Annotated in this window: 19 protein-coding genes and 3 riboswitches; of the genes, 9 read left to right on the forward strand and 10 right to left on the reverse strand. The window is 73.2% G+C overall.

The window, feature by feature from the left end:
* Positions 1–56 precede the first annotated feature (56 nt).
* The 3 genes from ABT023_RS12880 (at position 57) to ABT023_RS12890 (ending at position 6,690) form a co-directional block, all read left to right on the forward strand.
* Complete coding sequence (locus ABT023_RS12880; protein WP_350884752.1) at positions 57–4,262, forward strand: HEAT repeat domain-containing protein; 4,206 nt, start codon at positions 57–59, stop codon at positions 4,260–4,262.
* 117 nt (positions 4,263–4,379) lie between these two features.
* Positions 4,380–6,188, forward strand: a complete 1,809-nt coding sequence (locus ABT023_RS12885; protein ID WP_350884754.1) for a RyR domain-containing protein — start codon at positions 4,380–4,382, stop codon at positions 6,186–6,188.
* A complete protein-coding gene (locus ABT023_RS12890; RefSeq protein WP_350884757.1) occupies positions 6,178–6,690 on the forward strand; it encodes a hypothetical protein in 513 nt (170 codons plus the stop codon). The genes ABT023_RS12885 and ABT023_RS12890 overlap by 11 nt, the downstream gene beginning before the upstream one ends.
* Before the next feature lie 9 nt (positions 6,691–6,699).
* Here ABT023_RS12890 and ABT023_RS12895 read toward each other — a convergent pair whose 3' ends face one another.
* Positions 6,700–7,494, reverse strand: coding sequence for an SCO2525 family SAM-dependent methyltransferase (locus ABT023_RS12895; protein WP_350884759.1), 795 nt, complete (start codon positions 7,492–7,494; stop codon positions 6,700–6,702).
* Between the two features lie 471 nt (positions 7,495–7,965).
* On the opposite strand from ABT023_RS12895, the gene ABT023_RS12900 reads away from it, so the two are divergent.
* Positions 7,966–8,706: a cobalt-precorrin-6A reductase gene (locus ABT023_RS12900; protein WP_350884761.1), complete on the forward strand. Its 741-nt coding sequence runs from the start codon at positions 7,966–7,968 to the stop codon at positions 8,704–8,706.
* A gap of 42 nt (positions 8,707–8,748) precedes the next feature.
* On the opposite strand, the gene ABT023_RS12905 is transcribed toward ABT023_RS12900, so the two are convergent.
* From ABT023_RS12905 to ABT023_RS12935, 6 genes are all read right to left on the reverse strand, one after another.
* Positions 8,749–9,534, reverse strand: a complete 786-nt coding sequence (locus ABT023_RS12905) for a CbtA family protein (RefSeq protein ID WP_350884763.1) — start codon at positions 9,532–9,534, stop codon at positions 8,749–8,751.
* 102 nt (positions 9,535–9,636) lie between these two features.
* Positions 9,637–9,846: a CbtB domain-containing protein gene (locus ABT023_RS12910; RefSeq protein WP_350884765.1), complete on the reverse strand. Its 210-nt coding sequence runs from the start codon at positions 9,844–9,846 to the stop codon at positions 9,637–9,639.
* A 39-nt stretch (positions 9,847–9,885) separates the two neighbouring features.
* A riboswitch (adenosylcobalamin (AdoCbl) riboswitch) is annotated at positions 9,886–9,973 on the reverse strand.
* Positions 9,974–9,992: 19 nt separating this feature from the next.
* On the reverse strand, positions 9,993–11,015 hold the full coding sequence (cobA, locus tag ABT023_RS12915) for a uroporphyrinogen-III C-methyltransferase (protein ID WP_350884768.1): 1,023 nt from the start codon (positions 11,013–11,015) through the stop codon (positions 9,993–9,995).
* Complete coding sequence (gene cobBC, locus ABT023_RS29115) at positions 11,006–13,429, reverse strand: bifunctional hydrogenobyrinic acid a,c-diamide synthase/histidinol phosphate aminotransferase CobBC (protein WP_502890660.1); 2,424 nt, start codon at positions 13,427–13,429, stop codon at positions 11,006–11,008. Before cobBC ends, cobA begins: the two co-directional genes overlap by 10 nt.
* A complete protein-coding gene (gene cobO, locus ABT023_RS12930; protein WP_350884770.1) occupies positions 13,423–14,037 on the reverse strand; it encodes a cob(I)yrinic acid a,c-diamide adenosyltransferase in 615 nt (204 codons plus the stop codon). The genes cobBC and cobO overlap by 7 nt, the downstream gene beginning before the upstream one ends.
* Positions 14,037–16,046 carry a VWA domain-containing protein gene (locus tag ABT023_RS12935; protein ID WP_350884772.1) on the reverse strand — a complete coding sequence of 670 codons (2,010 nt, stop codon included), beginning with the start codon at positions 16,044–16,046 and terminating at the stop codon, positions 14,037–14,039. The genes cobO and ABT023_RS12935 overlap by 1 nt, the downstream gene beginning before the upstream one ends.
* Before the next feature lie 46 nt (positions 16,047–16,092).
* A riboswitch (cobalamin riboswitch) is annotated at positions 16,093–16,237 on the reverse strand.
* Positions 16,238–16,303: 66 nt separating this feature from the next.
* On the opposite strand from ABT023_RS12935, the gene cbiE reads away from it, so the two are divergent.
* Both cbiE and cobM read left to right on the forward strand, forming a co-directional pair.
* Positions 16,304–17,512, forward strand: a complete 1,209-nt coding sequence (cbiE, locus tag ABT023_RS12940; RefSeq protein WP_350884774.1) for a precorrin-6y C5,15-methyltransferase (decarboxylating) subunit CbiE — start codon at positions 16,304–16,306, stop codon at positions 17,510–17,512.
* On the forward strand, positions 17,509–18,264 hold the full coding sequence (gene cobM / locus ABT023_RS12945; protein ID WP_350884776.1) for a precorrin-4 C(11)-methyltransferase: 756 nt from the start codon (positions 17,509–17,511) through the stop codon (positions 18,262–18,264). Before cbiE ends, cobM begins: the two co-directional genes overlap by 4 nt.
* On the opposite strand, the gene ABT023_RS12950 is transcribed toward cobM, so the two are convergent.
* From ABT023_RS12950 to ABT023_RS12960, 3 genes are read right to left on the reverse strand one after another with little or no spacing between them, the layout of a single operon-like run.
* Positions 18,265–19,767 (reverse strand): precorrin-2 C(20)-methyltransferase, encoded by a 1,503-nt coding sequence (locus tag ABT023_RS12950; RefSeq protein ID WP_350884778.1) that lies wholly within the window; start codon positions 19,765–19,767, stop codon positions 18,265–18,267.
* Positions 19,764–20,429 carry a precorrin-8X methylmutase gene (locus ABT023_RS12955; RefSeq protein ID WP_350884780.1) on the reverse strand — a complete coding sequence of 222 codons (666 nt, stop codon included), beginning with the start codon at positions 20,427–20,429 and terminating at the stop codon, positions 19,764–19,766. Before ABT023_RS12955 ends, ABT023_RS12950 begins: the two co-directional genes overlap by 4 nt.
* Positions 20,426–21,301 carry a ferredoxin-like domain-containing protein gene (locus tag ABT023_RS12960; RefSeq protein ID WP_350884782.1) on the reverse strand — a complete coding sequence of 292 codons (876 nt, stop codon included), beginning with the start codon at positions 21,299–21,301 and terminating at the stop codon, positions 20,426–20,428. The genes ABT023_RS12955 and ABT023_RS12960 overlap by 4 nt, the downstream gene beginning before the upstream one ends.
* Positions 21,302–21,346: 45 nt before the next feature.
* A riboswitch (cobalamin riboswitch) is annotated at positions 21,347–21,527 on the forward strand.
* A 135-nt stretch (positions 21,528–21,662) separates the two neighbouring features.
* Here ABT023_RS12960 and ABT023_RS12965 point away from each other — a divergent pair.
* The 3 genes from ABT023_RS12965 to cobF are packed head-to-tail and all read left to right on the forward strand — an operon-like array spanning position 21,663 to position 26,676.
* Entirely contained in the window at positions 21,663–22,316 is a 654-nt protein-coding gene (locus ABT023_RS12965) for a (2Fe-2S) ferredoxin domain-containing protein (RefSeq protein WP_350884784.1), read from the forward strand.
* Positions 22,313–25,912 carry a cobaltochelatase subunit CobN gene (cobN, locus tag ABT023_RS12970; protein WP_350884786.1) on the forward strand — a complete coding sequence of 1,200 codons (3,600 nt, stop codon included), beginning with the start codon at positions 22,313–22,315 and terminating at the stop codon, positions 25,910–25,912. The genes ABT023_RS12965 and cobN overlap by 4 nt, the downstream gene beginning before the upstream one ends.
* Complete coding sequence (cobF, locus tag ABT023_RS12975; RefSeq protein WP_350884788.1) at positions 25,909–26,676, forward strand: precorrin-6A synthase (deacetylating); 768 nt, start codon at positions 25,909–25,911, stop codon at positions 26,674–26,676. Before cobN ends, cobF begins: the two co-directional genes overlap by 4 nt.
* The last annotated feature ends 89 nt before the right edge of the window (positions 26,677–26,765 follow it).

Here is a 26,765-nt window from a genome sequence, read left to right on the forward strand (position 1 = left end):
GCAACTGATATTTTAAATAGTGCGGTCGCCAGCCACTCCCTGGAGTTTGCCGTCCCATGAAGGTCTACATTTCGGCCACCCAAAAAGACCTGCTGGAATATCGCGCTGCCGTCCACGTCGTGGCCCGCCGTCTGGAAATCGAGGACGTGGCCATGGAGGCGTACAGCGCGGACGTCCGGCCGCCGCTGGAACGCTGCCTGACCGACGTGCGCCGGTGCGATCTCTACGTGGGGCTGTTCGCCTGGCGGTACGGGTTCCGCCCGCCCGGCCAGGGGTCCTCCATCACCGAACTGGAGTACCGCGAGGCCCTCGCCGCCGGCAAACCCTGCCTGATCTTCCTGCTCGCGGAGGACACGCCCTGGCCGGTTCACATGATCGACCGGGACGCTGACTGGCAGCAGGTCGTCGCGCTGCGTCGGGAGCTCAAGGAGCGCCACCTCTGTGCCTTCTTCTCTTCGGTGGACGACCTCGCCGCCAAGGTGACCGTGGCACTGGCCGAGGTGCGTAGCGGGCGGTCCCCGGCCCGCGAGCCCGCCGACCCGGACACCCACCTGCCGGAGGCCGTGCGCAGCCAGTACTACAAGCAGCTGGCGCTGAGATACCAGGCCGTTCCGCTGGACGCGGTCTCGCCCCGCCCCACCATCGGCTACCTCACGGTCGGGTTGTCGGAGGTGTTCGTGGAACCCCGGGTCCACGAGGACACCCGGCCGGAAATGCCGCTGGCCTGGTGGCGCTGGGCGGGCTCCGCCGCGGACGGCAGCGCCCGCGGGCTGCCGGCGGTGGTCAACCCGGAAGAGGTCGAGCGGCTCTGGGAGGAGTACGCCGCCAAGGACGCGCTGGTGTTGTTCGACGTGGTGTGCGATCAGGGTCGGCGGTCGATCGTGCTGCTCGGCGATCCCGGCTCCGGCAAGTCGGCGGCCGCGCGGTACCTGGCGCTGGCGCTGGCCGGGGAATGCTCCGAGCCCCGGCTGGCGGCGCTGGACGGATACCTGCCCGTCCTGATCGAACTGCGGTCCTACGCCGCGCACTGCGGCGACGGGCGGTGCGACGGCCTGCTGGACTACGTCGGCCACCGCCACCAGCAGGGACTGGCCGGGGGGATCGACCAGGACGTGCTGAAGGCGTACCTGCGCCAGGGAGGCCAGGCGCTGTTCCTATTCGACGGCCTGGACGAGGTGTTCGACCCGGCGCAGCGGGAGGAGGTGGCCGCCCAGATCGGCGCGTTCGTCAGCGAGTACCCGGGGGTGCGGACGATTGTGACCTCGCGGGCGGCCGGATACCTGCGGCACACCTTCGCCAACGCCGGCTTCGACCACTTCACCCTGGAGGATCTCGACGACGAGCGGATCGCCCGGTTCCTCGGCAACTGGTACCGCTACGTGATGCCCACACCGGCGGCGGAGGCGGACCGGCAGCGGCGACAGATTCTCGACGTGGTGCACAGTTCCCGGGAGATGCACGAGATCGCCGGCAACCCACTGCTGCTGATGCTCATGGCGATCGTCGGCCGGGGCCGCCCGCTGCCCCGCAACCGGCGCCGGCTCTACGAGCACGTCACCGACGTACTGATCTCCGAGTGGGACGTGACCAAACAACTGCGGGAGAGTCACGGCGACGTGCCGCAGCTGGATCTGCAGGCGAAGCGCCGGCTGGTGCGCCACCTGGCGTATCGGATGCAGTTCCGGGGGTCGGGTCCGGCCGGAAACTACGTCGAATCCGACGAATTGGCGCGCATCTTCCGGGATCACCTCGTCGCCTTCTATGGTTTTGACAACGAGCGGGCGTTCACCCTGGCCTACTCGATGATCGACCAATTGCGGCAGCGAAGCTTCATCCTGGAACGGTACGGATTGCGGCTGTTCGGGTTCGTGCACCGCACGTTCCTGGAGTTCTTCTGCGCTGAGGAGATCGTGGACAGGTTCGAGCACGATCCGGACGCCTGGGGCCTCGACCAACTGCGCGCGCTGTTCCGCGAGCACTGGGCCGATCCGTCCTGGCGGGAGGTGCTCCGGCTGGTCGCCAGCGCCCTGCCCGCCCGGGCCGCCAACGATCTGGTCACCCTGCTCGCCACCGAGGCGAACCAGCCCTGGCCACCGCTGAATCTGACCGGCCCGCCCTGGCACCTGGTGCTGGCCGCGCAGTGCGTGGCGGAGGCGGCGCAGCCCGTCGAACTGGCCGGCGCGGGCGACGCGGTGCTGTGCCAGGTCGTGCGGTTGATCGAACACGGCATCTCCGCCGACGACCCCAACCTGGTGGAACTCACCGAGCAGGAGCTGCTCTCCTCGATCCGCGTGCTCGGGCCTGGCTGGCCCGGCCGCGACGCCTTCCTGCAGTGGTACCGCCGTCGGGGGGTGCGGAGCAGTTGGCGCTCCGGCTCCGCGTTCGCCACCCGGATCGCCGCAGTGCTCTCCACCGCCGACGAGCAGTTGACGCAACTGCTGGTCCGGGAGCTCGGGCAGGGCCGCGAGCGGCAGGCCCACCTCACCCTGGTCGCGGGACTGGCCGAGACCGCCGGGCGGCCGGACGTCACCGGCCGCAGCCGCCGCCGATGCCGGGACCTGCTGCTCGCCCAGGCGCAGGTCGAGGTCTCCACCGCGGTACGGCAGGCCGCCGTACGGGCGCTGGTCGCGCACTTCGGCACCGACGTCGATTACGTCGACGTGCCGCGCGACCTCGCCGACTCACCCGATGTCGCGGTGCGGGCGTTGGCCGTGCAGTCCCTCGGCGGCCGGACCGAGCTGGCCGAGGACGCCCGCCAGGTGCTGGCCAGGGCCACCGAGGACCCCGCCGCCGCGGTGCGGCGGGCCGCCGCCGAAGTGCTCGCCACGCGCTGCGCCACCCTGCCGGACGCAGCTGGGACACTGCAGCGGTTGCTGACCACCGACACCGACCCCGGCGTGGTGCAGTGCGCGCTGAAAGGGCTGCTGTCCCTGCCGGATCACGCCGAGACCGCCCGCGCGGGGGCGCTGCAGCGGGTGACCGGCGACGCCCCGGACGAGGTGCGGCGTTGCGTGGTGACCGAGCTGCTGCCCGGGCGGGCCGGCCCGGGGAGCACCGAGCTGTTGCTGAAGCTGGCCTGCTCCGACACCTCCGCGCGGATCCGCGCGGTGGCCGTGCAGCGGCTGGCGCTCGTAACCGACCCGGAGGGGCACTGCCGAGCCCGGCTGATCGATCGGATCGAGCAGGACGAGGACGCCGCGGTGCGGGCCGCCGCCGTGGCCGCACTGATCGACCGGGACCGCGCCGACGACACCGGATGGAACGTGGCCAGGCACGCGGCTCGTGCCGACGAGGACGCGACGGTTCGCCTCGCCGCGGTACGCGCGCTGGCCGAGGCGTACCCGGACCACCGCACCGGAGAACTGCTGCTGGAACGAGCTCGCCGCGATCCGACCGCCGGCGTCCGGCTCGCCGCGGTCGACCTGCTCACCGCCCGTTCGCCGCGCGGCGACGCGACCCGTGATCTGCTCATCAGCCGCGCCTCCCAGGAGCGGGACCCGATCGTCCGGTTGCGGGTCACCCTCCGCCTGGCCCGCCTCGCCGACCCGCCCGACCCTGAGGTGCTGGCGTGCCTGGCCGAACAGGCGAGCCGGGACCCGGACCCGAACGTGCTGCGCGCCGCCGCCCAGGCGCTGGCCCGGTACGGCGAGACCGACGGCCTGGTGGAGACGCTGTCCCGGCGGGCCCGCCGGGACAGCTACGTCGGCATCCGACTGGCCGCCGTGCAGGCTCTCTGCAAACACGGGAGCCCCGATGTGGTGACCGACGTGCTGCTGGAGTGCGTCGAGTCGGACACCGACCCCACGGTGTTCGACGCGGCGGTGCGCTGCCTGACCGAGCAGGGGTCGGCATCCATGGCGGTGACCCTGCGGCTGATGCGCCGCCTGGCTGACCAGGACCCGGCGATCCGCGCACGCATCGCCGCCGCGCTCGGCACGCACTTCGGGGCGGACCCGGAGGTCCGGGTGCTGCTGGTGGGGTTGGTCCGCGACGACCCGGCCCTCGAGGTCCGGCGTCGGGCCGTGGAACAGCTGGGAGCCACGCTGGCCGACCCGGACCTGCTGCTACGGCTGGCGGACGACAACGACTGGGAGATCCGGCGCACCGCGCTGCTCGCGCTGACCCGGCACTACTGTGGCGACACCCGCACCCGGGACATGCTCCTGCGGCTCGCCCACCAGGAGGACGACGGCACCGTACGGCGGCTGGCCGGGCAACTGCTTGCCGCGCTGCCTGACACCGGGCCCGACGACTTCCCGTGACCGGGCCAGACCGACCGCCCGGCCGGCGTCGGTGGCGTCGCCGATGAACAGGGCGGGGGCGTCGGATTGTACGCGCCGAACCCGGTTGTATCGATCCCGTCAAATACCATGTGGCTCATGACAGACCCGGCCGCTGGCTCGTCCCGCCTGGCCGTATGGTGGCTGCGAGTCGTATTCGGATTCATCGGACTGGGCGCCTTCATCCTCGGCTACGTCGGCTTCGAGCGCCTGCTTGAGTCCCGGCCTGACACCGCGCACAATCCGTACGACGTGTTCTACTACGATTTGCAGCTCTTCGTTCTCGGCGCCGAACCCTTCCAGGACGCCGGGCCCTACCCGTGGCAGCTGCAGGTCGCGCGGTTCGCCGCCCCGCTGTTCACCCTGCTCGCCGTGGCGGAGGCAAGCCGGCTGCTGCTGGCCGCCGAGAGCCGCCGCCTGCGGGCCCGGCGGGCCCGCAACCACGTCCTGGTCTGCGGCGACTCCCAGTTCGCCCACATGCTCGCCGACCGGCTCTTCGCCGACGGCGAACGCGTGGTCGTGGTGCGCTCCGTACCGTTCGGACCGCTGGAGTACCGCCTACGCCGCTATCTCGGTGTCATCGGCGACCCGGCCAGCCCCGCGGTGTTGCGCGGCGCCGGCCTGTCCCGGGCCCACACCGTCTACGTGTGCAGCGAGGACGACGACCGCAACCACGCGATCGCCAACACCGCCAGCCGCCTCATCCAGGACCGCCGGCAACCACCCCGCGTCTACGTACTGGTCCACGACTCCGAGATGTGCCTGTCCCTGCAGGCCCGACGACTCGGCGCCGTCGGATTCAGCCGGCTGCGGCTGGACTACTTCCACGTCGACGACGTCGCGGCCCGCGCACTGCACCGACACCACCCGCTGCCGCGCCCCAGGGGCCGGCCCGCCAGGGTGCTCATCGCCGGCACCGGCAGCTTCCGCCGGACCCTCCTGGTGGAAACCGCCCGGCACTGGCGGGCACGCCTGGCCGACACCCCGGCCGGCCACCTGCCGCCCCCGCTGCGGGTGGACCTGGCGGCCCCGGACGCCAGCACCGAACTCGCCGCCGTGTCGTCACGCTATCCGTTCCTGACCGCCGCCTGCGAGATCACCGCGTACGATCTGGAGCTCGACCGGCTCGCGAGGTTCGACCGGCTCGACCGCCGCCGCTACGACCGCATCTACATCTGCGCCCCGGACGAGACCAACGGGCTGCAGTTCGTGCTGGACACGCCCGCCCTCTGGCAGAGCGCGGAGAGTTCGGTCTTCGTACCGGTCTACCGGCAGGCAGCGCTTGCCGCCGCCTTCCACGGCGATGCTCGCCACGATCTGCTCGACGAAGTGCACGGCAAGCTCCGCCTCTATCCGGTGTTGACTCACGCCTGCGATGCCCGGCTGATCGCCGAGGACCTCACCGAGCGGCTGGCCCGGCTGATCCACGAGCGGTACCTCCAGGCACAGCAGCGCGCCGGGGTGCGCCCCGGCGGCGCGCCGGCGATGGTGGGCTGGTCGCGACTGCCCGAGTCGCTGCGACGGGCCAACCGGGCCCACGTCCAGGACATCGCCGCCAAGCTGCGTAACCTCGGGTGCGTCGTGGCGCCCCGGCGGGGCGGCACCGGCGACGCTTTCGCCGCCGGAGAGGCCATCGACGACCGGATCGAGGAACTCGCCCGCCTCGAGCACGAACGGTGGTGCCGGGAACGGCGCGGGGAGGGCTGGACGCACGGCGAGTTCCGCGACGACGTCCGGCGACGGCATCCCGCCCTGCGGCCCTGGGACGAGCTGCCCCTCGACGTCCAGGAGCAGAACCGCGCGGAGATCCGGGCCCTGCCCGACGTGCTCTCCGACAGCGGGTTCGAGCTGATCCGGCTGGCGCCCGAGGTGCCCGAGCAGCGGGAAGGACCGAGGGATGCCGACTGAACCCGCACCGGTGCGCGTCGGCATAGCCGGGCACATCAACCTGACCCGCGACACCGAGTTGCTCGTCGCCGACGCGCTCCGCACCGAGTTGCGCCGGATCAGCGACCGTCCGGTGCACGGCGTCACCTGCCTGGCCGCCGGCGCCGACCAGGTCTTCGCGCGCACGCTGCTGGACATGGGCGGCACGTACGAGGTGATCGTACCCGCCCGCGACTACCGCACCGCCGTGATCGCCCCGGAGAACCGAGCGACCTTCGACGAGCTGCTCGCCCGGGCGGCGGCGGTGGTCCACCCCGGCTACGACCGCTCCGGCACGGCCGCCTACGTGGCCGCCAACCGGGAGCTGGTGCGACGGGTGCAGCGACTCGTGGCGGTCTGGGACGGTGATCCGGGCTGCCACGCGGCGGCGACCGACCGGACCGTCGACTGGGCGCGGCAGCAGGGCATCCCGATCACGATCCTCTGGCCCGTCGGCGCCCGCCGGACGAATACCGGCGACTGACGCGATGCCCTAACCGCGGCTGCGGCCGGTGGCCAGCAGCATGCTCAGGTATCCGTCCCGCAGCGGCGTCCGGGGCCGGACCTCGTGGACGTCCAGGTCGTACGCGCTGGTCGCGATGCTGGCCACCACCTCGGCGTGGTGCAGCGCCACGGCCGGGAACAGGTGCTCGCCGACGTGGTAGCCCCGGGAACCGAGCATGACCGCCACGACGAAGGGCGAGCCGGGCCGCAGCGCGCGCAGGAAGCTGCCGATGGCGTGCTCGGCCTCCGCCTGGTCGGCCGATATGGAACAGGCCACGAAGAACATCGTGCCGGCGTCCCAGGCGCGCCTGGGCAGGTCGAAGACACTGGCCCGCAGCACCCGGCCCACCTGAGCCAACCGGCCCCGGGGGTCGGTCACCGCCGAGTACGCCGGGTGCTCCGCGCACACCTGCCAGTACGGGTCCCAGAGCTCGTCGTAGCCGGCGATCTGCGTGCTCAGCCAGCGCACGTTCGACGCCGACCATTCACACAGGTCGAGCGTGCGCGCGATCGGCAGCAGCGACAGCGCCGGGTAGAGGTTCGCCCCCGACCCGACGTCGACACAGCACGCGTCGGAGAGTGTCGTCTCAGCGAAGAAGTCCCTGGTCCGGCGGAGGAGCTCACGATCGTCGGCACGCAGCACCGCGTAGTTGTGCCGGACGTACGCCTGGGGGTCGAAGCTGTCCCACTCGACGTCTGAATTGGCCGGCCCCGGAGACCGGGTCGACGGTGCGGGCGTCGACGACTCGCCACAACCGCCGCCCGCCGCCGGGATCAACGCCATCGAGGCTCCTCCATCCATGTTGGTGGATCACATTGGTCGTCGTAGCGGCGCTTTCCCCCACTGACCCCTGTGTAGCGGAGGTAGTGGTGGCTCGCAAGTGGCGGCACCGTGGCAACTCCGGCGATCGACGAAGCGCTGCCGCCAGCAATGTCCTTCGATGGGTCATCATCGAATGAGCATGCATCCTTCCCCCGGCGGGCTGCTTGCCCTGCGCCGTTGGTCTCACCCACCCTGACGCCCAGGTCCGGGCAGGGAAGGCAACGAGGGACGGCTCGGAGAATTTCGGGCCCGCCGGTCCGCCGGGCAGACGGGAAGCGATACTGGAGCGGTGGACGCACAGGCTCGCCGTACCGCCCGGTTCTTGGTGACGGGCACGACCCCTGACGCGGGCAGGAAGCATCTCGATGTCGACGCGTTGCTGGGCCTGGCCGGGCATGGCGTTCCCACCGTCCCGGCGATCGGACCTCACGCGTGAGGATCCTCGTGCTCGGCGGGACGGGGGAGGCCCGCGCGCTGGCGGCCGCGCTCGTCGAGGACGGTGCCGAAGTCGTGACCTCGCTTGCGGGACGTGTCGCGCGTCCGCGGCTGCCGGTCGGAGGGGTGCGTGTCGGTGGCTTCGGAGGGATCGAGGGGCTGACGACGTACCTGGAGGGGGCCGGGGTGGGTGCTGTCGTCGACGCGACGCACCCGTTCGCGGAGAGGATCAGCGCCAACGCGGCTGCGGCGTGCCCGGCGGTCGGCGTTCCGCTGCTCCGCCTGGAGCGGCCCGGCTGGGCCGGACGGCCTGAGGCGTCCGGCTGGCACTGGGTCGGCGACCACGACGAAGCCGCCCGAGTGGCGGCAGGACTGGGGGAACGGCCGTTCCTCACCGTCGGGCGGCAGTCGCTCGGACGCTTCGTCGAGCCGCTGCGCCGCCACGCGTGCCTCGTGCGCGTGGTGGACGAGCCGGACATCCGCCTGCCGGCCCCCTGGATGCTGCTGCGCAGCCGTGGACCGTACACGATCGAGCACGAGCGGCAGGTGATGGCGGACGCGGACGTCCTGGTGACGAAGGACTCCGGCGGTGACCACACCGTCGCGAAGCTCGAGGTCGCCGCCGAGCGGGCGATGCCGGTGGTCGTCGTCCGCCGAGCCGGCCCGCCGGGCGGTGTCCGGGTCGTCCGCGACGTCGACGCCGCGCTGGCCTGGGTGCGGGCGCTGTCGGCACGCTGACCGCAGCCGCGCGGGTGGTGCGCGGCTGCGGCCAGGGGCGGCTCAGAGCGTGGCGGCCAGTTCCTGGCGGCGCAGCCGCTCGGCGGCTCGGTCCGCGTCACGTCCGACCAGGCCGGTCAGCACGAAGCCGAGGACGGTCCACGTCGCGGCCAGGGTCACGACCGACGAGCGGCGGAAGTACCAGAGCGTGTCGGCCGGGAAGTCGCCGACCTCGTTGACCGTCGGCAGGACGGCGCCGGCGATCACGACCACCACGAGGTACGCGGCGGCACCGACCAACACCGCGGCGTACACGCCCAGCCGGGGCAGGACCCGCCGGGCCAGGAGCACGGCGCCGATCGCCGCGACGAGGCTCAGCGCCCAGAAGCCGAAGTACAGGGCGGTCCGCTCGCCGATCGTGTCGCCCGAGCCCACCGCCGGCGGCGTGGCGGGGTACTTGAAGAACGGCACCAGCCCCGTGGCGACGAAGCCGACGCCGGCCACCACCGCGGTGGAGGCTCGTGCGGAGAGCCTGCCCAGACGCCCGACGGCGAACGCGGCAGCGAGCCCCGTGGCGCCGCCGAGAACCGCGCCCAGCAGGATGGTGCCGGTTGCCAGGCCCCACGTCGACTGCGTGTCGCGGGAGACCTCGGCCTCCTCACCGTGGCTGTGGGATTGCTCGGCGGTCGCGTCGTCGTGCGTGTGCCCGTCTTCGGCCGAGCCCGCCTCCTCCAGGGCGATGGCGGTGTCGATCTGAGGCTCAGCGACGACGTAGGCGACGAGGAAGGCTGCGAAGCCGGCGATCAGGCCGGCCAGCAGGCCGTGTACGAGGAAGGTACGAGGGGCCATCGAGGGTCCGTTCGAGAGCCGGCTGCGGGCAGCACGAGCCGCCGGCGGGCCGGGAGCGAGAGGAAGAAGAATCCGGCCGACCGGACGGCGGACGCGCGAGCGTCAGTGGCAGGGGTAGCCCAGGACGTGTCGTGCGTCGTGCACCAACTCGTGGACGGCGGTGCCCTCGAAGACGGAGAATGCTCCCTGCTCGGCGCCCACGAAGAACAGGACGACGGCGGTGAGCAGCGCGAAGAACAGCGCCCAGGGGGCGAGCTCGCGCACGGGGATGGTGGGAACGGCGGCCGGAGCGGCCGTGGTTGCCTGAGACATGACACTCCTTGGGAATTCTGCGTCCCGTCGATGAATGTTCACCTGGCTGGAGGGTCTGGCTTCGCCGCAAGCGGCGTCACAGTAGCGCGACTGCGCCGGGATCGCACCGGCTTCCTTCAGCAAGGTGGGACGACCATAGCAGGTATTCAAGCGGGAAACGGTGCGGCGACTGTCACGACCGTCCGCGCAGGACCCGGCTCCAGCGCGGCCACGTGACCGATGACCGCGACGGCCGGGGCGCCGATGCCGGCCGCGGCGGTGTCGGCGACGATGTGGGCGAGGGTGCTGCGGACGACCTGCTGGCTGGCCAGGCTGGCGTCCGCCACGACCGCGCACGGCGTGCCCTCGTCCAGGTCGGCGGCGATGAGCGCTTCGACGATGGCAGGAAGGGTACGCACGCCCATGAGCACCACGATCGTGGTGCCGGAGCGGGCGAGGGCCGGGTAGTCGATCGACGAATCGGGGTGGCCCGGCGGTACGTGGCCGGAGACGACGGTGAAGCCCTGGACGAGTCCGCGGTGGGTGACCGGAATGCCGGCGAGCTCGGGGCCCGCGACGCTGGACGTCACGCCGGGCACCACGGTGGTGGCGACCCCGGCGTCGGCGCACGCGGCAACCTCCTCGAAGCCGCGGCCGAACACGTAGGAGTCGCCGCCCTTGAGCCGCACGACGTGACGCCCGGCGCGGGCGTGCTCTACGAGGAGACCGTTGATCGCCTCCTGGCTGGTGCTTCGCCCGTAGGGGATCTTCGCGACGTCGACGACCTCGGCCTCCGGGCGGGCCCACGCCAGCGCCTCCCACGACGCGAGCCGGTCGGCGATGATCACGTCGGCCTGTTCGATGGCCGCACGTCCGGCGACGGTGACCAGACCGGGGTCCCCGGGGCCTGCGCCGACCAGCGTGACATGACCGGCCCGGCCCGTCCGGGCGGGTGCGTCAGTCGTCGGGGGCGCGACGGCCCGCAGCACGACATCGAAGCAGCCCTCGTCCACGGGTGCCGTGACCCAGGTCAGGCGCCGACGGAGGGCGAGGTCCTCCAGCGCGGCGCACACGGTCGGCGCTGCGACGGTGACAGCTGCACCCTCACGCAGCAGCGCAGCGACCGTGGCAATGGCGCGCGGGCCCCCGTCGAGGACGAGCACGCTGCGACCGGTGACGTTCAGTTCCATGCGACGGTGAGTCCCAACGTGGTGAGCAGATGGCGGGTGGCGGCCGGCTCGCGGACGGCGATGCGCGCCCACGAGCCGTCGAGACCGGGGAAGACGTCGGTCCGGCGCACAGCCACGCCCGCGTCCCTGAGGCGCGCGTGCGCCCCGGAGCCCAGACGGGCGAGGACGAACGGGGCGTTGGACTCCGCGACCGTGAGGCCGAGCTCGCTCAGCCCGTCCACGAGCGTGCGCCGCTGCCGCACGCACAGCGCGGCCCGGCGCCCCGCCTCGGCCTCGGCCTGCGGCCCGGTGGTCGCGACGACGGCATGCAGCGCCGGGGTGCCGACCGACCAGGGCGGTTGCTGGGTCCGGAGGTCGGCGACCACGGCGGCGTCGCCCACGACGTACCCGGCGCGGATGCCGGGGATCGACCACAGCTCGGCCAGGCTTCGCACCACGACCAGCCCGGGTAGCCGGTGCGAGGTGAGGGTCTGCGGCTCGCCCGGCACGAAGCCCATGAACGTCTCGTCCACGACGACGACGCGCCCGGGGCGGCACAGGGCGCGCAGGGTCGCGGCGGTGTGCAGGCGCCCGGTCGGGTCGGCGGGGTTGCCCACCACGACGAGGTCCGCGTCGTCAGGGACGGCGTCGGGGTCGAGGGCGAAGTCGTCCTCGGTCCGGCACAGGACATGGGTGACGGTGTGGCCCGCGGCGCGTAGCGCGACGTCGGGCTCGGTGAACTGGGGGTGCACGACGACCGGGCGTCGCCAAGGACGTGCTCGGGCGAGCAGGAAGAACGCCTCGGCGGTGCCGGCCGTGACGAGCACCTCGGACTCGTCACGACCGTGGCGACGCGCCACAGCGACGTGAGCCGCGGTGGCTTCGGGGTAGGTGTCGGAGGTCGCGATTGCGTCGCGCAACGCCCGTTCGAGCCACTCGGGGCGGGGGAGCTGGCCGACGTCGGCCGCCAGGTCCAGCAGGCCGGCGGACAGCTCGACGTCGCCGTGGTGGCGCGACGGGGCCGCGGGCGGTTCGGGACCCAGCGGCACGGCGACGGCGTGCGTTCGTGGCACACCGGGTGCCGCGATCGCGTCCGCCCGGTGCACCGCGTCCGCGAACGACTGGGCCATTCGCGGGTGCCCGGCCCAGTGCACGTGCAGGTAGGACGCGCTGAGCGTCGGGCCCGCGAACCCGACGTCGCCGCCCTCCAGCGTCCACGCGGGACGCTCGCCGTGCACGGGAGTGACCATGGTGCGGTGGAACTCGTGCGCCGTGGCACCGGTTCCACGTGCGCCGAGGAGCTGGTCCGAGCCGAGTTCGGCCCGGCGGTACGCGAGGGTGAGCCGGGGCGTCATGACCGCGTCGGCGTCGAGCGCCCCGACCATGGGGTGCCCGTCGACGGAGCGGCACAGGTACAGCAGTCCGGCGCACTCGGCCACCGTCGGGATGCCGTCGAGGACAGCCTGACGCAGCTCGTCACGCAGGGCCGTGTTGGTGCTCAGCGCGGCCGCGTGCATCTCGGGGAAACCTCCGCCGAGATACAGACCGCGCGTCCCGGCGGGAAGCCGCTCGTCCCGGGCCGGGTCGAACGGCACGACGGTGCAGCCCGCCGCCCGCAGCAGCTCGGTCGTCTCGGCGTACCGGAAGGTGAACGCACGCCCGGCCGCGACCGCGATGATCGGGGACCCGGTGCCGGAGGGGCGGACGTGCGCGGCCGGGTCCCACGGCTCGGAGTCGAGGTCGGGCGCGGTGTGCGCCACCTCCAGCACGGCGTCGAGGTCGACGTGGCGGGCGACCTGCTCGGCCAGTCTGTCCAGCGAGGCGGCGGCTTCGTCGCGCTCGGCTGCGGGGACGAGCCCGAGATGGCGCGAAGGCGCGCTGACCCCATCGTCGCGCTGCAGGATCCCCAGCACGGAGACGCCGACGGACTCCACCGCGCGTGCCGCCTCGGAGGCGTGGCGGGGGGAGCCGGCCTTGTTGAGCACGACACCCGCGATCGTGACGCCGGGCTGGAACGTCGCCATCCCGTGCACGACTGCCCCCACGCTGCGCGAGGCGTGTGAGATGTCCACGACCAGGACGACCGGCGTCCGGGTGAGCGTCGCGACGTGGGCGGTGGAGGCGAACCCGTCGCCGCCGATGCGGCCGTCGAACAGGCCCATGACCCCCTCGACGACCGCGACGTCCGCGTCCTGGGCGCCGTGCAGCAGCAGCGGGACCACGAGCGAGGGGTCGGTCAGATGCGGGTCGAGGTTGCGGCCCGGACGCCCGGTGGCCAGCGCGTGGTAGCCGGGGTCGATGTAGTCGGGCCCGACCTTGTGCCCCGAGACGGCATGCCCGCGGGCGGCCAACGCGGCCATGAGCCCGGTCGCGACCGTGGTCTTGCCGTGGCCGGAGGCGGGTGCCGCGAGCAGCACGCGTGGCAGCCTCACCACTCGATGCCTCGCTGACCCTTCTGGCCGACGTCCATCGGGTGCTTGACGTGCAGCATCTCGGTCACCAGGTCGGCCGCCGCGACGAGGCGGGGGTCGGCGCGGCGTCCGGTGACGACGACGTGCTGGCGGCCAGGACGGTTGGCGAGTGTCTCCACGACGTCGTCGACGTCGACCCAGCCCCACTGCATCGGGTAGGTGAACTCGTCCAGGACGTACAGCTGGTGCCGCTCGGCCTGGATGCGCCGCTTCACCTCCGCCCAGCCCTCGGCGGCGTCAGCGGCATGGTCCGCCTCGGTGCCGCCCTTGCGGCTCCAGGACCACCCCGAGCCCATCTTGTGCCACTCGACGGGCCCGCCCTCGCCGGTCTCCTCGTGCAGGCGGCCGAGCCGTTCGAGCACCGTCTGCTCCCCGATGCGCCACTTGGCCGACTTGACGAACTGGAAGACCCCGATGTCCCAGCCCTGGTTCCAGGCGCGTATCGCCAGGCCGAAGGCAGCGGTCGACTTGCCCTTGCCGTTGCCGGTGTGGACCATCAGCAGCGGGCGGTTGCGCCGTGCGCGGGTGCTGATGCCGTCGTCCGGGACGACCAGCGGCTTGCCCTGCGGCATCAGGCCACCCCCTCGCGCGGCGCGGTCGCCGTGCGGACGACGCCGGTGAGCCCCTCGGCGGTCACCTCACCGAGCGGCACGTGCTCGGCCTGTAGGTATGCGGCCAGCTGCGCGGCAAGGCCGAGCCGGAACCGTCCGGTCTCGCAGTCGACCACGACGCTCTGCACGCCGGAAGCGGCCAGGTGCGTCGCGGCGCGGTGGGCACGACCGAGCGCGTCCGGCCCGAAGGTTGCCCGGCCGTCGGTCACCACGACCAGCAGCGGCCGGCGGGACGGGTCGCGCAGCGCCTCGCGGCGCAGCACCTCCGCGGAGCGCTCCAGGCCCTCGGCGAGCGGCGTACGCCCGCCGGCCGGCAGGTCGGCCAGGCGCCGGGAGGCGACATCGACGGACCCGGTCGGCGGCAGGGCGACGTCGGCGGTGCGCTGGCGGAACGTCACCAGCGCGACCTTGTCCCGGCGGCGGTAGGCGTCCAGCAGCAGCGCGAGCACGGCGGTCTTGACCTGCTCCATGCGGCGTCGCGCGGCCATCGAGCCGGACGCGTCGACGCACAGCAGGACGAGGTTCGACTCCCGCCCGACGGTTTCTGCGCGGCGCAGGTCGCCCGGGGCGAAGACGAGACCGCGGCCCTCGACCAAGCCACCACGGGAACGCTGGTGCGGTGCCGCCTCGGTGATGGTGCCCGGCAGGTGCAGGCGGCCGGCGACGGACGATCCGCGCTGCTGCCCGACGACCCGGCCCTGAGGGGTGCGTGCCCGGGACCGGCGGCCGGCCTGGCCTTCGCCGGTGCCCCGTACGACGAGCAGGCGGGCGCGTGCCGGCTCACCGGCGGACGCGACCGATCCGGCAACGGCAGGCTGCGGCGCGTTGTCCGGCGCGGGCGATCCTCCGGCGGGGGAGTCGTGGACGTCCCGGGACCGGCCGTCCTGCGGGGCGTCGTCCGGCGGCCCGCCGCCGGGACCACCGGGCCCGTCGTCGGGCCCGTCCGGTCCGGGGTCCGGGTCGTCGTTGCCCAGCAGGTCGTCGAGCCGGTCCTCGTCCAGGCCGGGCTCGTCGAACGGGTTGCGGCGCCGGCGGTGCGGCAACGCGAGACGGGCGGCGACGCGGACGTCCTCGCGGGTCACGTGCGCGCGTCCCTGCCAGGCGGCGTGCGCCGCGGCGGTGCGGGCGGTGACGAGGTCCGCGCGCAGGCCGTCGACGTCGAACGCGGCGCACACCTCGGCGATGGTCGTCAGCGTCCGGTCGTCGAGCACGACGTCCGGCACGAGCCGCCGGGCTGCCACCAGCCGCGCGCGCAGGGCGTCCTGCTCGTCGGCCCAGCGTGCGGTGAAGCCCTCCGGGTCGGCGTCGAACGCCAGCCGGCGACGCACGACCTCCACCCGCAGGGAGGGGTCGCGCGGTGCGGCGACCTCGACGGTCAGGCCGAACCGGTCGAGCAGCTGCGGGCGCAGCTCGCCCTCCTCGGGGTTCATCGTGCCGATCAGCACGAACCGGGAGGCGTGCTCGACTGAGAAGCCGTCGCGCTCCACGCTGACCCGGCCGGTCGCCGCCGCGTCGAGCAGCAGATCGACGAGGTGGTCGTGCAGCAGGTTGACCTCGTCGACGTAGAGCAGGCCGCGGTGGGCTCGGGCGAGCAGGCCCGGCTCGAACGCCACCACGCCGTCGCGCAGCGCCACGTCGAGCTTGAGGGAGCCCGTCACCCGGTCGTCGCTCGCACCGACGGGCAGCTCGACGAGCCGCACCGGCCGCTCCACGACGGGCGTGGACGCGTCGACGGGCCCGTCGGGGCAGACCGCCAGGGAATCGTCCGGGTCGACCGAGAACCGGTCGCCCGCATACGTCCGTACCAACGGCAGCACCTCGGCGAGGCCGCGCACGGTGGTGGTCTTGGCGGTGCCCTTCTCCCCGCGGACCAGGACGCCGCCGATGAGCGGATCGATCGCTACCAGGGTGAGGGCGAGAGTCATGTCGTCGGAGCCGACGACGGCACAAAAGGGGTACTGCGCTGGCATATAGGGCTCCCGCTCGATCTGCCATGACCGTCCACGACGCGGACGCGTCGCGGCTCGGATCGAGGCCGGTCTTCGGACTTCCCAGGTCTGTGCCTGAGTCACCGCAGCGGGCCCTGTGCCGGATTCTCACCGGCTTCCCAGATTCTCCCCGTGGCCATCGGCCGTGGGGCACCTCGAACCTTCGCATCACCCTAGACGCCGTCCTGACGGCCCAGGCAGCGGTCCGGCGGCCGGGCGGACCGGGCTAGGGTGCAACCATGGAGGCGCAGGTGACCGTTGTCGGGCTCGGGGCCGACGGCTGGGCGGGCCTGCCGGAGCCGTCCCGGACGCTGGTGCACGGGGCTGCGACGCTGCTCGGCGGGGCCCGGCACCTCGATGCGGTGCCGCCGGTCGATGGCCAGGAGCGCGTCGCGTGGCCGTCGCCGCTGCGTGAGAGTCTGCCGGGCCTGCTGGGTGCCGCGCGCAGGCCCGTCGTGGTGTTGGCGTCGGGCGATCCGCTCGTGTCGGGCGTCGGCACGACGCTGCTGGACATCCTGGGCCCGGAACGGGTGACGATCGTGCCCGCGGTCTCCTCCGTGGCGCTCGCTCGGGCACGTCTCGGGTGGCCGGCGGAGTCCGTCACGACGGTGAGCCTGGTCGGCCGCGACGTGCGCCTCGTCGTCCCCGCGCTCGCCCCCGGGCGGCGGCTGCTCGTGCTCTCCAGCGACGAGACGACGCCGGCCGCCGTCGCCGCGCTGCTCACCGGACTTGGCTGGGGAGAGTCCAGGCTGGCCGTGCTCGGCGACCTCGGCGCCGCGGGTGAGTCGCGTGCCGAGTCGACCGCGGCTTCGTGGAACGTCGTGGACGTGCCCCGGCTGAACGTCCTGGCCGCCGAAATCCGGGGCACCGGACCGGGCTGGGCCGCGGGCGGGGTGCTCCCCGACGACGCGTTCGAGCACGCCGGGCAGATCACCAAGCGCGACCTGCGCGCCAGCGCCCTGGCCCGGCTCGCGCCCGCTCCCGGTCAACTGCTGTGGGACGTCGGCGCCGGCAGCGGCTCGATCGGCGTGGAGTGGATGCGTGCGTGGCCGACGGCGCGGACGATCGCGATCGAGTCCCGCGCCGACCGCGCCGCGCTCGTGCGTCGCAACGCCGCCACGCTCGGCGTTCCCGGCCTGCGTCTCGTCGAGGGCTCGGCACCCGACGCCCTGGCCGGTCTCGAGCGCCCTGACGCGGTGTTCGTCGGCGGTGGAGCGACCGTCCCCGGCGTGCTCGAAGCGTGCTGGGACGCGCTCGGCACCGGTGGCCGGCTCGTCGTCCACGGTGTCACGGCCGAGACCGAGGCGGTGCTGATCGAGCGGTACCGTCGCCGTGGCGGCGAGCTCGTCCGCCTGCACGTCGAGCGCGCCGAGCCGCTCGGCAGCTTCACCGGCTGGACGCCCGCGCGTGCCGTCAGCCAGTGGACCGTCACCAAGGGAGAGTCATGACCGTCCATTTCGTCGGGGCCGGACCCGGTGCCGCCGACCTGCTCACGCTGCGCGCGGTGCGCCTGCTCGAGGCTGCGGACGTGTGCCTGTACGCGGGCACCTACCTCGACGCCGACGTGCTCGGCCACTGCCGCGACGACACCCGGCTGGTCGACACCCAGCACCTCGACCTGGACGAGATCACCGCCCACCTGGTGCAGGCGCACGCCGACGGGCTGGAGGTCGTGCGGCTGTGCTCGGGCGACCCGTCGCTGTACTCCGCGGTACATGAGCAGGCGCGCCGGCTCGACGCGGCGCAGGTCCCGTGGGACGTCACGCCCGGTGTGCCCGCCTACGCGGCTGCCGCGGCGATCGTCGGCGCCGAGCTGACCGTCCCCGAGCTCGCCCAGTCGGTCGTGCTCACCCGCGCTCAGGCCCGTTCCACGGTCATGCCGCCGGGGGAGCAGCTCGCCGCGTTCGCCGCGACCGGCGCGACCCTGGCCCTGCACCTGGCCATCACTCGCAGCCGTGAGCTGGCCGCCGAGCTGGCCCAGCACTACGGCGACGGGTGCCCGGTCGTCGTCGTGTCCAAGGCGACGCAGCCGGATCAGCTCGTCCTGCGCGGCACACTGGCCGACATCGGCGACCAGGTCGAGGCCGCGGGCCTGCGCCAGGCCGCGGTCATCCTGGTCGGCCCCGCGCTGGCTCCCGACGTCCGCGGCGGTGAGTCGTTCCTGTACGCCGCCGGCCGCGAACGTCGCACCCGCGGCTGACTAGGCGACAGAGCGCGGGCTCCAGACGCGGCCGGCCGCGGTGACGCGCGTCGACGAGGCGCCCACGAGCAGCAGGCACTTCATGTCGATGGTCTCGGGGTCGAGCTCGCCCAGCGTCGTCACGGTGAGGCTCTCCCCGGCGCGGCCGACGTCGCGACCCACGACTACGACGGTCTCGGGCGACTTGTGCTCCAGCAGCACCGCTCGGGCCTGCGCGACCTGCTCGGTGCGCGAGCGCGAGCGCGGGTTGTAGAGGGCGAGCACGAGGTCCGCCTCGGCGACGGCGCGCAGCCGCTTCACCACGACGTCCCAGGGCTTGAGCCGGTCCGACAGGCTCATCACGGCGAAGTCGGCGCCGATGGGGGCGCCGGCGCGTGCCGCGACCGCCTGGACGGCAGAGATTCCGGGCACGACACGCACGGCGACGTCCGCGTAGCGCGGGTCCTCCGCGGCCTCGAACACCGCCGACGCCATGCCGAAGATGCCCGCGTCGCCGCCGGAGACGACCGCGACGCGCTCACCGGCGAGCGCCAGTTCGAGCGCGTCGCGGGCCCGGTCCACCTCGACCGTGTTGCCGGACGCGTGCCGCACCAGGCCCGGGCGCTGCGGAACGCGCTGGACATACGGTCCGTAGCCGATGACGTGGCCGACCTCCGCGAGCACCTGCGACGCCTCGGGGGAGAGCCACCGGTCGGGACCGGGACCGAGGCCCACGACGACGACCTCGGCGTCGGCGGCGGGCTCGGTGACCTCACTCGCCGGGCGGTCGTAGCGCGCCACACCGGGACGGGTGTCGCCGGGGACCAGGACGATCGAGAAGTACGGCACCGTCTCGGGGTCCACGTCGGCGACCGGGAGCACCCGCTGGGCGTCCATCGACGCCCGCTCGACGTACCAGGAACCCTCGACGCGTCCGGCCTGTTCGAGCGCCGAGCGGACCTTGGCGAACGTGCGGCCGAGCTTCATGATCACGGCGCCGTCGGTGTCGGCGAGGCGCCGGGCCAGCTCCGGCTCGGGAAGCGTGCCGGGCAGCACGGTCAGCACGTCGGTCTGCCGGACCAGGGGCAGGGCGGTCGTGGCCGTGGCGGCCGCGAAGGCGGGCACGCCTGCGACGACCTGTGTCTCGAACTCGTCCGCGAGCCGGTCGTGCAGGTACATGAACGAGCCGTAGAGCATCGGGTCGCCCTCGGCCAGCACGACGACGTCGCGGCCCGCCCTCAGGTGCGCGCGGAGCCGCTCGCCGCACTCGGCGTAGAAGTCCGCCATCGCGCCGGCGTACCCGCCCGGGTGGTCGGTGGTCTGCGTCGTCACCGGGTAGACCAGCGCCTCCTCGATCACGTCGTCCGGGAGCAGGCCGGCGGCGATGCGGCGCGCGTTGGACTGCTTGCCGACCCCCTGGTGGTAGGCGACGACGTCCGCCGCGCCGATCAGCCGGGCGGCCTTCAGCGTGACCAGCTCGGGATCCCCCGGGCCGACCCCGACGCCGAACAGCCGGCCGCTCACTCCGCCTCCTGGGCCAGGGCGTTGAGCGCCGAGGCGGCCAGCGCCGAGCCGCCGCGACGCCCGGTCACCACGAGATACGGCACGTCGAGCCCGGGTGCGTCGGCGGCGAGGTCGATGAGCGCCTGCTTGGACTCGGCCGCACCGATGAAACCCACCGGCGTGCCGATGATCGCGGCCGGCCGCGGTGCGCCGTCACGCAGCATCTCCAGCAGGTGGAACAGGGCGGTGGGGGCGTTGCCGAACGCGACGACGGCACCCTCGATGTGCTCGGCCCACAGGGACACCGCCGCGGCGGACCGGGTCGTGCCCCACGCGCGGGCGAGCGCCGGGACCTCGGGCTCGCGCAGGAGGCAGCGGACCTCGTTGTCGCGGGGCAGCCGGGCGCGGGTGACGCCGGCGGCGACCATGTGCGCGTCCGTCAGGATCGGCGCCCCCGCGTCGAGCGCCGCCCGGGCCGCCGTCACGAGACCGGGATGGATCACCAGGTCCCGCGTCAGGTCGGTCTGCCCGCACGCGTGGATCATCCGCACCGCGACCCTCTCGGCGTCGGTCGGGACGCGCGTCAGGTCGGCCTCGGCGCGGATGGTGGCGAACGAGTCGGCGTAGATCGCCGCGCCGTCGGTGACGTAGTCGTAGCGGCGCGTCGGTGGGGCGAGAGTCATGCATTCTCCAGATCGGGGACGAGCAGGGTGCGCCGTGGCGTGACGACGAGGTCGCCGGCACCGAGGGCGCGGACCTCGTCCATGAGGCGAGCATCCACCCGGCCGTCGGGCACCGCGAGGTGCAGCGCGACCCGGCCGTCGTCCTGCGCGATCCTGCCAAGCGGGAGCGGCGGCGTGTTCACCCGGGTCCCCGCGGCACGATCGAGCACGGTGCCCAGCACTGCCGCGCCGGAGCCGGGCAGCTCGTCGACGTGCCAGGGGGAGCTCGGTTCGCTACCGGCGAGCCCGGCGAACCGTACGGCGAGTGTCGTCAGTGCCGCAGCGGCCTCGCCCAGCGGGACGACCGGTCCCCAGGCCGTCCCGGCGCGCAGCTGCGCGGTGCTCGCGTCGAGCGCCACGAGACCGAGGTCAAGGTCGCGCTCGACCAGGTCGCCACGGCCGTCGTCGAGCACGAACAGGAACCGGCCGGCCAGCGTGGCGAGCAGGGGCTCCGCGCACAGCCGGGCGTCGAGGTCAGCGATCACCGGACGCAGGTCGGCGCGGCCACCGCTGCGTCCGGTGAGCGGTGAGGCCAAGATGTTGCGCACCCGCTCGTGCGACGTCGACGGCACGAGCCCGGTTGCCATGATCGCTTCCACGACCGCGTCCGGCAGGCACCCGTCGTCGTGCTCGATGCCGCGCACCTGGAGGTTGGCGCGGCTGGTCAGGTGGACCGCGCCGTCGCCGTGCCCACCCGCCACCCGGACGAGTGCGCCGAGCGCCCCGACCGTCACGGCGCCACCGGGGACGCGCACCCGGACGAGCGCGCCGTCGTCGGCGATCCAGGGGCGCAGCAGACCGGGACACAGGTCGCGGCGGGTCCTCTCGGTCACGGCGCCATCGTGCCAGAGCCCGTCTCGGGCACCGTCGGTCGGCGGTGCTACGTTCGTCCTGCCAGCCAAACTCAGCCATGAGCCAGGGAACCCGGTGAGAGTCCGGGACTGACGCGCAGCGGTGAGGGTGACGGGCGGAGCACGACGCCACTGGACCAACGGTCTGGGAAGGCGCTCCGTCCGGTTGATCCCGAGTCCGAAGACCTGCTGGCCGCAGACCCCGTCTGCGACACCTGCCCATCCAGGCCTCGCGCACAGGCCTCCGGACGAAGGAAGACCCTCGTGTCCCGTTATCCTCGCTCGCACCAGAGCGGTTCCTCCCACCACGTTCCGCCCACCTGGCTCGTCTGCTCCTGACGTCGTGAGCGTCCTCGTCCACGTCGCGACCGCGCTGCCGGACGCCGCCCGGTCAGCGGTGCTGCGCCGGGAGGCCGAGGCCGCCGGTGCCCGTCTGGCATTCCTGCAGGGCGGCGAGCCGACCCTCACCCACGTGCTCGACCTGGTGCACGCCGACGGCGTCCGAGAGGTTCGCCTCGAGCCGGTGAGCACCGACGACCTGACCTACGCCCGCTCGTGGGTGGGACGCGTCGCCGGCCACTGGCACCGCCAGCAGATCGACCCGCCGGTCATCCGGTTCGGCGAGCGGACCATCACCGGCCGCGAGGCGCCGTTGTCGTCACCGGCCTGGGACGCGCCCCCGCCGTACCGGCACCATCTGCTGCTGTGCCGCGGCCCGCGCTGCAGCGCCCGAGGCGCGGACGAGACCTACCGCGCGCTCGTCGGCGCGCTCGTCGAGCACCGGCTCACCGACTCCGACGTCCTCATGGCGCAGACCGGGTGTCTGTTCCCGTGCAATCACGGCCCCGTGGCCGTCGTCCACCCCGACGGCGCCTGGTACGGGCCGGTGCGACCCGGCGACGCGGCACGGCTGGTCCGCGAGCACCTTTGCGCCGGTCGCTCGGTCGACGACCTGCGCCTCGGCCCCCGGACCATCTCCACCGAAGGAGAAGTATGACCCGCATCGCTCTCATGTCCACGTCCGACACCGACCTGTTGTCGGCGCGTGCCAGCGGCTCGGACTACACCTGGGCCAACCCCGCCCGGGTGACCGACGAGCGCCGCGACGCCCTGACCGCCGAGGCGGACCTGGTCGTGCTGCGGGTGCTCGGTTCGCCCGAGGACGTGCGGGACGTCGCCGCCCTGGTGCGCGACGCCGGACGTCCCCTGGTCGTCCTCGGCGGGGAGCGGACGCCGAACGCCGCACTCATGGAGCTGTCAACCGTGCCGATCGGCGTGTGCGCCGAGGCGCACCGTTACCTCGCCGAGGGAGGCGCGGAGAACCTGGGTCAGCTGCACGCCTTCCTCTCCGACACGGTGCTGCTGACCGGCGAGGGCTTCGAGCCGCCGGCCGTCCTGCCCGAGTGGGGCGTCGGCCGGCAGGCAGCCGGGAGCGGGGTGCCACGGATCGGCGTCCTGTACTACAGGGCACACGAGGTGAGCGGCAACAACGCGTTCGCGCACGAGCTCGCCGACGCGATCGACGCGACCGGCAAGGCCGTCGGCGTGCCGATCTTCGTCTCCTCGCTGCGGGCGGCACCCGACGAGCTGTTCACCGAGCTCGCCACGCTCGGCGCGATCATCGTCACCGTGCTCGCCGCCGGCGGCTCCAAGCCCGCCACCGCCGGCGCCGGCGGCGACGACGAGTCCTGGAACGTCGAGCGGCTGCGCGCCTTGGACGTCCCCGTGCTGCAGGCGCTGGCGCTCACGTCCAGCAAGGCCGAGTGGGAGGCCTCCGACGACGGCGTCACCCCGCTCGACTCCGCGACCCAGATCGCCATCCCCGAGTTCGACGGCCGGCTCATCACCGTCCCGTTCTCGTTCAAGGAGGTCGACGCCGACGGTCTGCCGCGCTACGCGACCGACGCCGAGCGGTGCGAGCGCGTCGCGGGCATCGCAGCGAACCACGCGCGGCTCCGACACGTCCCGCCGGCCGAGCGCAAGGTGGCCCTCGTCCTGTCGGCCTATCCGACCAAGCACAGCCGCATCGGCAACGCCGTCGGCCTCGACACGCCCGTGTCGGCGATCCGGCTGCTGCGCGCGATGCGCGACGCCGGCTACGACCTCGGCGCGCCCGGCGAGATCCCCGGGCTCGACCCGCTCCCGCCGGTCGAGGGGGAGGACCCCGACACGACGGCCGGCAACGCGCTCATCCACGCGCTGATCGAGGCCGGTGGCCAGGACGAGGAGTGGCTCACGCAGGCCCAGCTCAGCGAGTCGCACGTGCGCATCGGCCGCGACGACTACCTGCGCTGGACCGCCCACCTGCCGGGCGAGCTTCGTGACGCCATGGTCGAGACCTGGGGCGAGGCCCCCGGCTCACTGTTCGTCGACGACGCCGGCGACATCGTGCTGGCCACGCTGCGCGCGGGCAACGTCGTCATCCTCATCCAGCCGCCACGCGGCTTCGGCGAGAAGCCGGTCGCGATCTACCACGACCCCGACCTGCCACCGTCGCACCACTACCTGGCGGCGTACCGCTGGCTCGAGCACGGCTTCGGCGCCGACGCGGTCGTGCATCTGGGCAAGCACGGCTCGATGGAGTGGCTGCCGGGCAAGAACGCCGCGCTCTCGGCCGGGTGCGCCACGGACGCGGCCATCGGCAGCATGCCGCTGATCTACCCGTTCCTCGTCAACGACCCCGGCGAGGGCGCCCAGGCCAAGCGCCGCGCGCACGCCACGATCGTCGACCACCTCGTGCCGCCGATGGCGCGCGCCGAGAGCTACGGCGACATCGCCCAGCTCGAGCAGCTGCTCGACGAGCACGCCAACGTCGCGGCCATGGATCCGGCGAAGCTGCCCGCGATCCGCCAGCAGATCTGGACGCTCATGCAGTCCGCGCAGATGCACCGCGACCTCGGGCTGGAGGAGCGACCCGACGACGAGGAGTTCGACGACTTCCTGCTGCACGTCGACGGCTGGCTGTGCGAGATCAAGGACGTCCAGATCCGCGACGGGCTGCACGTGCTGGGCCAGGCGCCGACGGGACAGGCGCGGGTCAACCTCGTACTCGCCGTGCTCCGCGCCACGCAGGTGTGGGGCGGCCAGAACCGCGCTCTGCCCGGCCTGCGCGCCGCCCTGGGGCTCGCGGAGGACGCCCCTCTCCCCACGGTCGACGCCGTGGAGGGGCAGGCCCGTGCCCTGGTCGAGGCGATGGAGAAGGTCGGCTGGGCCGTCGACGCGATCGACGCGCTGCACGACGACCCGGTCGTGCGCGACGTCCTGCGGTTCGCCGCCGAGCAGGTCGTCCCGCGCCTGGCCGCCACCACCGACGAACTGACCAACGTCCTGCACGCGCTCGCCGGCGGCTTCGTCGAGGCCGGGCCGTCCGGCTCCCCGCTGCGCGGACTGGTCAACGTCCTGCCGACCGGTCGCAACTTCTACACCGTCGACCCGCGTGCCGTCCCGTCGCGCCTCGCGTGGGAGACGGGACAGGCGATGGCCGAGTCGCTCGTCGCCCGGCACCTCGCCGAGACCGGCGAGTACCCGCGCTCGGTCGGCCTGTCCGTGTGGGGGACGTCCGCCATGCGCACGTCCGGTGACGACGTCGCCGAGGTGCTCGCGCTGCTGGGCGTGCGCCCGACCTGGGATCCGGCCTCGCGACGCGTCAACGGCCTGGAGGCGATCGACCTCGACGAGCTGGGCCGTCCGCGCATCGACGTGACCGTGCGCATCTCGGGCTTCTTCCGCGACGCCTTCCCGCACGTCATCGAGATCATCGACGACGCCGTGCAGATCGTCGCCGGGCTGGACGAGCCCGACGAGCTCAACTTCGTCCGCGCGCACACCCGCGAGGACCTCGCCGAGCACCGCGACCTGCGGCGGGCCACCACCCGGATCTTCGGCTCGAAGCCGGGCTCGTACGGTGCCGGCATCCTCCAGGTCGTCGAGTCCGGCACGTGGCGCGACGACGCCGACCTGGCCGCGGTCTACACCGCGTGGGGCGGCTTCGCGTACGGCCGCGGGCTCGACGGTGTCGCGGCCACCGACGACATGCGCACCAGCTACAAGCGCATCGCCGTCGCGGCGAAGAACATCGACTCGCGCGAGCACGACATCGCCGACTCCGACGACTACTTCCAGTACCACGGCGGCATGATCGCCACGGTCCGCGCGCTGACCGGCGCCGAGCCGAAGGCGTACGTCGGGGACTCCACCATGCCGGACGCCGTGCGCACCCGCACGCTGCAGGAGGAGACCAACCGCGTCTTCCGCTCACGGGTCGTCAACCCGCGCTGGATCGCGGCGATGCAGCGCCACGGGTACAAGGGCGCGTTCGAGCTCGCCGCGACCGTGGACTACCTGTTCGGCTTCGACGCGACCGCCGGCGTCGTCCACGACTGGATGTACGAGTCCCTGGCCCGCGAGTACGTCCTCGACGGGACTAACCAGGAGTTCATGCGCCGCGCGAACCCCTGGGCGCTGCGTGGCATCGTGGAACGGCTGAACGAGGCTGCTGACCGCGGGCTGTGGTCCGAGCCGGACACCGAGATCATGGCGGAGATGGCGCGGGTGTACCTGGAGGTCGAGGGCGACCTGGAGGACGACGCGTGACCCGACGCCTCGCGCTCGTCGGGCTGGGCCCGGGCGATCCCGAGCTGGTGACGGCCCAGGCCGCCCGGGTGCTCAACGAGGTCGCCTACTTCCTCGTCGCCGACAAGACCGAGCAGCACCCGGGCACGGCCGACCTCATCGCGATGCGCGAGGCGATCTGCGAGCGGCACGTCACGGGGGAGTGGCGGATCGTGCACGTCCCCGACCCCGAGCGGGACCGCGCCGACCCTGCCGACTACGCCACCGCGGTGCGCGAGTGGCACGAGGCGCGGGCGCAGGTCTACGAGCAGGCACTGCTGGACAACCCGGGAGATGCGGCGGTGCTCGTGTGGGGCGACCCGGCCCTGTACGACTCGGCGATCCGGCTGGCGGAGCGCATCGTCGAGCGCGGACGCGTCGAGGTCGCGGTGGAGGTGGTGCCTGGTCTCAGCAGTGTCCAGCTGCTCGCGGCCCGCCACCGACTCGTGCTCAACGCGATCGGTGGCCCTGTCACGATCACGACCGGCCGGCGCCTGCTCGAGGACGCGGCAGACGGCGACAACCTCGTCGTCATGCTCGACGGGGCGCTGACCTGCCGCCGGCTGCCCGAGCCCTCGACCTGGCAGATCTGGTGGGGCGCGAACCTCGGCTCGTCCGACGAGCAGCTGGTCGCCGGCCGTTTGGACGAGGTCGTCGACGAGATCTGGTCACGACGAGCGGAGGCAAAGCAGGGCCGGGGCTGGGTGATGGACACCTACTTGTTGCGTCGACGCCGAGCGGGTTAAGAAATCCGACACAAGGTGTCAGGTTTTGGGTCGAGCATGGTGTCACCGGTCCGCGTCGATGGTGGTCGTCGACCGGGCACCACGGATAG

The sequence above is a fragment of the Micromonospora sp. NPDC002296 genome, from assembly GCF_040296145.1.
Lineage (GTDB): Bacteria > Actinomycetota > Actinomycetes > Mycobacteriales > Micromonosporaceae > Micromonospora.

Excerpts from the sequence above, each read along its gene's own strand:
- ABT023_RS12880 (WP_350884752.1), top strand. The coding sequence starts at position 57 with ATGAAGGTCTACATTTCGGCCACCCAAAAAGACCTGCTGGAATATCGC.
- ABT023_RS12885 (WP_350884754.1), top strand. The coding sequence starts at position 4,380 with ATGACAGACCCGGCCGCTGGCTCGTCCCGCCTGGCCGTATGGTGGCTG.
- ABT023_RS12890 (WP_350884757.1), top strand. The coding sequence starts at position 6,178 with ATGCCGACTGAACCCGCACCGGTGCGCGTCGGCATAGCCGGGCACATC.
- ABT023_RS12895 (WP_350884759.1), bottom strand. The coding sequence starts at position 7,494 with ATGGCGTTGATCCCGGCGGCGGGCGGCGGTTGTGGCGAGTCGTCGACG.
- ABT023_RS12905 (WP_350884763.1), bottom strand. The coding sequence starts at position 9,534 with ATGGCCCCTCGTACCTTCCTCGTACACGGCCTGCTGGCCGGCCTGATC.
- ABT023_RS12910 (WP_350884765.1), bottom strand. The coding sequence starts at position 9,846 with ATGTCTCAGGCAACCACGGCCGCTCCGGCCGCCGTTCCCACCATCCCC.
- cobA (WP_350884768.1), bottom strand. The coding sequence starts at position 11,015 with ATGGAACTGAACGTCACCGGTCGCAGCGTGCTCGTCCTCGACGGGGGC.
- cobO (WP_350884770.1), bottom strand. The coding sequence starts at position 14,037 with ATGCCGCAGGGCAAGCCGCTGGTCGTCCCGGACGACGGCATCAGCACC.
- ABT023_RS12935 (WP_350884772.1), bottom strand. The coding sequence starts at position 16,046 with ATGCCAGCGCAGTACCCCTTTTGTGCCGTCGTCGGCTCCGACGACATG.
- cbiE (WP_350884774.1), top strand. The coding sequence starts at position 16,304 with ATGGAGGCGCAGGTGACCGTTGTCGGGCTCGGGGCCGACGGCTGGGCG.
- cobM (WP_350884776.1), top strand. The coding sequence starts at position 17,509 with ATGACCGTCCATTTCGTCGGGGCCGGACCCGGTGCCGCCGACCTGCTC.
- ABT023_RS12955 (WP_350884780.1), bottom strand. The coding sequence starts at position 20,429 with ATGACTCTCGCCCCACCGACGCGCCGCTACGACTACGTCACCGACGGC.
- cobN (WP_350884786.1), top strand. The coding sequence starts at position 22,313 with ATGACCCGCATCGCTCTCATGTCCACGTCCGACACCGACCTGTTGTCG.